Source organism: Actinomycetospora sp. (assembly GCF_055612215.1).
The window spans coordinates 1-5,087 of the sequence record NZ_JBVPVA010000558.1 but is presented as its reverse complement, the minus strand read 5'-3'; the positions used below and the strand labels follow the sequence as shown (position 1 = coordinate 5,087).

The 5,087-nt window shown below is 72.7% G+C and carries 7 protein-coding genes; 2 read left to right on the top strand and 5 right to left on the bottom strand.

The genetic code is table 11. The annotated features are described in order from the left end of the window. The 4 genes from AC0CYZ_RS15445 to AC0CYZ_RS15430 form a co-directional block, all read right to left on the bottom strand. Positions 1-184, bottom strand: a 184-nt coding sequence (locus AC0CYZ_RS15445; protein WP_472216838.1) for an MFS transporter, incomplete at its 3' end; no start/stop codon positions are given. Next, entirely contained in the window at positions 175-357 is a 183-nt protein-coding gene (locus AC0CYZ_RS15440) for a hypothetical protein (RefSeq protein ID WP_472216836.1), read from the bottom strand. The genes AC0CYZ_RS15440 and AC0CYZ_RS15445, both read right to left, overlap by 10 nt. A 34-nt stretch (positions 358-391) precedes the next feature. Further along, entirely contained in the window at positions 392-727 is a 336-nt protein-coding gene (gene cutA / locus AC0CYZ_RS15435; RefSeq protein ID WP_472216834.1) for a divalent-cation tolerance protein CutA, read from the bottom strand. A gap of 10 nt (positions 728-737) precedes the next feature. After that, positions 738-1,991, bottom strand: a complete 1,254-nt coding sequence (locus AC0CYZ_RS15430) for an MFS transporter (RefSeq protein WP_472216832.1) — start codon at positions 1,989-1,991, stop codon at positions 738-740. Positions 1,992-2,111: 120 nt separating this feature from the next. Here AC0CYZ_RS15430 and AC0CYZ_RS15425 point away from each other — a divergent pair, with 120 nt between their 5' ends. Together AC0CYZ_RS15425 and AC0CYZ_RS15420 are read left to right on the top strand one after the other, a co-directional pair. Next, entirely contained in the window at positions 2,112-3,551 is a 1,440-nt protein-coding gene (locus AC0CYZ_RS15425) for an MFS transporter (protein ID WP_472216830.1), read from the top strand. 155 nt (positions 3,552-3,706) lie between these two features. Next, positions 3,707-4,561: an aldo/keto reductase gene (locus AC0CYZ_RS15420; RefSeq protein ID WP_472216828.1), complete on the top strand. Its 855-nt coding sequence runs from the start codon at positions 3,707-3,709 to the stop codon at positions 4,559-4,561. 70 nt (positions 4,562-4,631) lie between these two features. Here the strand turns inward: AC0CYZ_RS15420 and AC0CYZ_RS15415 are convergent. Next, on the bottom strand, positions 4,632-5,087 hold a 456-nt coding region (locus AC0CYZ_RS15415; protein ID WP_472216826.1), incomplete at its 5' end, for a DUF2867 domain-containing protein.

The window sequence follows — 5,087 nt, the reverse complement described above, 5'->3', positions numbered from 1 at the left end:
GCGCGAGCCCCTCGAGACCCCGCAGCACCAGCAGCAGCCCGAACGTCGGGGCCACCGCAGCCGCGAGCCCGAAGGCGACCGCCCCGAGCAGCGACCACAGCATCACCGGGCGCCGGCCCCACCGCTCGGACAGCGCGGAGGCGGGGATCACCGCCACCGCGAGCCCGCCGGTGGTCACCGACACCGACAGCGACGCCGTACCCGGGACACCGCGAACACCTCGACCAGCTGCGGCAGCAGCGGCTGCGTCGCGTAGAGCAGCGCGAAGGTGGTGAACCCGGCGAAGAAGAGCCCCACCGAGACCCGGCGGAAGCCCGGGTCACCCCGTCGGAGGCCGGGAGCGAGCGCGGTGGACATCGTTGTCGAGGCTAAGCGCCCGGACGCGTCGTGGTCAGCCGGTCGTCTCTTCCGTCACCCACCCCAGGTACGGCGCGTGGCCTCCCACCACCGGCAGGGCGATCACCTCGGGCACGTCGTAGGAGTGCTCGGCGACGATCCAGGCGGTCAGCTCGTCGACCCGCGCGCCCGCGGTCTTCACGACCAGCTGCCACTCGGTCTCCACCGACACCGTCCCCTCCCACCGGAAGGCGCTGCGGACCGGGCCGACGATCTGCACGCACGCCGCGAGCCGGGCCTCGACGAGGCCGCGCGCGAGTCGCTCGGCCTCCTCGGCGGAGTCGGTGGTGGTCACGACGACGGCCGTGGCGGCGTCCGGGGTGGCGGTCACCCGGGGAGTCCTACCGGACGGTCTCCTCCTCGCGCGCCCCGAACACCTTCCCCTTGGCCTCGGGGCCGAGCAGCAGCACGATCGCCGTCAGGACCAGCACCGGCACGATCACGGCCGCGAGGGCGAAGGAGCCGCTGAACGACGCGGCCAGTGCGGCCTGCAGCGGGAGGTTGAAGGAGGCGAACGCGTTGCCGAGCTGATACGTGACACCCGGGTAGAAGCCGCGGACCTCGTCGGGCGAGAGCTCCGCGAGATGGGCCGGGATGACGCCCCAGCCGCCCTGCACCAGCACCTGGAGCAGGAAGGCGCCGAGGGTGACCAGCCCGAGCACGGTGGAGTAGGCGAACAGGAAGACCACCGGGATGCCCAGGACCGCACAGAGCGCGGCGGTCCGGCGCCGGCCGAATCGTTCGGACAGGGCCCCGAAGTACGCGCCGCCGATGATCGCGCCGATGTTGTAGATCACCGCGACGATCGTGACCGCGCCCGTGGACGCGTGGAGCTCGGTCTTCAGGTAGGTCGGCACGTAGTCCTGGGTGCCGTGGCTCATGAAGTTGAACAGCGTCATGAGAACGATGAGGTAGAGGAAGCGCCGCAGGACGGCCGGCTTCAGGAACACCTGACCGGGACCGACCTTCGTCAGCTCCACCTTCTCCTGGGTGCGCTCCCACGCCTCGGACTCCCCGACGCGGGTGCGGATGAGGAAGGCGATGAGCGCGGGGATCGCGCCGAGCACGAACAGCCAGCGCCAGCCCAGGTAGGGGGTGATGGCGAAGTTGGCCACCGTGGCCAGCAGGTAGCCCACCGGGTAGCCCTGTTGGAGGAGGCCGGACCAGAACCCGCGCTTCTCCGGCGGGATCTTCTCGAGCGCCAGCGACGCCCCGAGACCCCACTCGCCGCCCATGCCGAGGCCGAACAGGAAGCGCAGGACGATCAGCACCGTGAAGGTGGGCGCGAGGCCGGAGAGGACCTCCATCGCCGAGTAGAAGAGGACGTCGACCATCAGCGGGATGCGGCGGCCCTTCTTGTCCGCCCAGATCCCGAAGATCAGCGCCCCGATCGGCCGCGCGATCAGCGTGACGGTCGTGAGGAACGCGACCGTCGTCTCGGACTCCCCGAACTCCTTGGCGATGTTCGTCAGGACGAACACGACGAGGAAGAAGTCGAACGCGTCCATGGCCCAGCCGAGCCAGGCCGCGAGGAACGCGTTGCGCTGCTCGCGGGTGAGCCCGCGAGCCTGGTCGAACAGCCCCGTCCCCGCCATGGGCGGGAACTTAGGCGGCACAAGCACACACGGCACGTCGGTCGCCCGCTTCGTCCCGAACGCACCGTTCCGGTCAGGCTCACACCGAGGCGCCGCCGCGACACGCCTACGCTCGTGAGCGTGAGCAACGATCGGGACCCGCAGGACACGTCGACCCTGCGCCGCCGGATCGTCGTCCTGCTCATCTGCTGCACGAGCCTGCTCGTCGTCTCGATGGACGCCACGATCGTCAACGTCGCGCTGCCGGCGATCCGCGCGGACCTGAACGCGTCCATCAGCAGCCTGCAGTGGACCATCGACGCCTACACGCTCGTGCTGGCGTGCTTCCTCATGCTCGCCGGGGCGACCGGGGACCGGGTGGGCCGCCGGCGGACCTTCCAGGTCGGGCTGGGCCTGTTCGGGGCCGGCTCGCTGCTCTGCAGCCTCGCGCCCTCGATCGGGTGGCTCATCGCGGCCCGCGCCCTGCAGGGCCTCGGCGGGACGATGCTCAACCCGGTCGCCATGTCGATCGTCACCAACGTCTTCACCGACCCGCGGGAGCGGGCGCGCGCGATCGGCGTCTGGGGCTCGGTCGTCGGCATTTCGCTCGGCCTCGGGCCCGTCCTGGGTGGGGTGCTCACGCAGACCGTCGGCTGGCGGGCGATCTTCTGGGTGAACGTGCCGGTCGTCCTGCTCGCGATCCTGGCGACCGCGCGCTACGTCCCCGAGTCCCGGGCACCGCACGCGCGCCGGCCCGACCCGGTCGGCCAGGTGCTCGTCGTCGTCCTGCTCGCCTCGGTGGTGACCGCGGTGATCGAGGGTCCGCGCGCGGGCTGGGGCTCGGCGCTGATCGTCGGGCTCGCCGGGCTGGCGCTCGTCGCCCTGGTCGCGCTGCTGGTGTGGGAGCGCCGCCGGCGCGAGCCGCTCATCGAACTGCGCTTCTTCTCGAGCGTGCCGTTCTCCTCGGCGACGGTCGTGGCCGTGTGCGCGTTCGCGGCCTTCGGTTCGTTCCTCTTCCTCTCGACGCTCTACCTGCAGGAGGTCCGCGGGATGTCGGCCCTCGAGGCCGGGCTCGCGCTCCTGCCCGCCGCCGTCACCGCGACGATCTGCGCGCCGCTGTCCGGCCGGCTCGTCGCGACCCACGGGCCGCGCCCGTCGCTGGCGGTCGCGGGGATCGCGACGACCGCCGTCGCCGTCGTCATCGCGCTGGTCGGCGCGACGACGCCGCTGTGGGTGCTGCTGGTCGCCTACGGCGTCTACGGGATCGGCTTCGGGCTGGTGAACCCGCCGATCACGAACACCGCGGTGAGCGGGATGCCGCGCTCGCAGGCCGGGGTCGCCGCCGCGGTCGCGTCCACCAGCCGGCAGATCGGCTCGTCCCTCGGCGTCGCGGTGAGCGGCACGATCGTCGCGACCGCGGCGAGCGTCGCGGCTGGGCTCTCCGCGGCGTGGTGGGTGGTGGGCGGGGCGACCCTGATGATCGGGGTCATCGGCGTCCTCGCGACCACCGGGCGGGCGCAGGCCACCGCCGAGCGCGTCGCCGACCTGTTCGCGGAGGACGCCGCCCCCGCACGCCTCTGACCTGCGAGTACGTGACATCGATCGGTGTCACATGATCTCCGCGGTCCGCGTGAAGCTTGTCACGGCACCGACCGTGGGACCTCGGCCACTGGGGTGGGCGCGCCGTGGACCGGGGGTGCGAGTGTGGGGGCTTCGCGCACGGGAGGAGACGCCTGATGACGACGACGGAGTCAGCGGCGGCCGGGGCCGGGACGTTCGAGCTCGGTGGGGAACTGGCGGTGCACCGCCTCGGGTACGGCGCGATGCGGCTGACCGGCGAGGGCATCTGGGGCCCGCCGAAGGACCCCGACAACGCGGTGGCCGTGCTGCGCCGCGCGATCGACCTCGGGGTCGACTTCGTGGACACCGCGGACTCGTACGGGCCGTACGTCAGCGAGGAGCTCGTCCGCGACGCGCTCTACCCCTACCGCGGGGTCACGGTGGCGACGAAGGCCGGCCTGCTGCGCACCGGACCGAACCGCTGGATCCCCTGCGGGCGGCCCGACTACCTGCGCCAGGAGTGCGAGATGAGCCTGCGTCGCCTCGGCGTCGAGACCATCGACCTCTTCCAGCTCCACCGGGTGGACCCGCACGTCGCCGCCGATGAGCAGTTCGGGCTGCTCGCCGACCTGCAGCGCGAGGGCAAGGTGCGCCACGTCGGGCTCTCACAGGTCTCCGTCGAGCAGATCGAGGAGGCGCGGCGGATCGTCGACGTGGCCTCGGTGCAGAACCGCTACAACCTCGTCGACCGCTCCTCCGACGCCGAGCTCCGGTACTGCACCGAGCACGGCATCGCCTTCATCCCGTGGGCGCCGGCGGACGCGGGCAACCTCGCGCAGGAGGGCAACGCCGCGCACGAGGCCGCGGTCGCGCTCGGCGCCACGCCCGCCCAGGTCGCCCTCGCCTGGCTGCTCCAGCGCAGCTCGGTGATGGTGCCGATCCCGGGCACGGCCTCCCTCGAGCACCTCGAGGAGAACTGCGCGGCGGCCGGGCTCGAGCTGCCCCGCGACGTGGTCGCCCGCCTCGACTAGGTGGCCTCCGGCCACGTGAGCACTTTCCGGTGTCATGGCACCGGAAAGTGCTCACGAGCGCGCAGCGCACCTACACCCGGCGGCGGGCCTTCTGCGCGTCGCGCACCGCACGGTCGCGCCGCCGGCGGCGCCACGCGGCGAGCGGGCCGTGCCCCTGGGCCGGCTCGGCCAGCGGGCCGCTGAGCTCCTCGAGCTCGGCGGCCGCGACGATCCGGCGCTCCATCCCGCCGAACACGAGCACGTGGAACGGTGCGATCACCCACCAGTAGGCGTGGCCGGCGAGCCCGCGCGGCAGGAAGACCGCCCGCTGGCGGTAGAGCGCACCGCCGGGGCGCGGCGCCACCCGGAGCTCCAGCCAGGCCAGCCCCGGCGCCTTCATCTCCGCGCGCAGCCGCAGCAGGTACTCGCCGTCCTCGAGGTCGGGCACCGACGCCGAGACGTCCGCCGTCGCGGTGGGTTCGATGTACTCCTCCACCCGCCACCAGTCGAGGGCGTCCCCGACCTTGAGCGAGTCCGCGTCCCGACG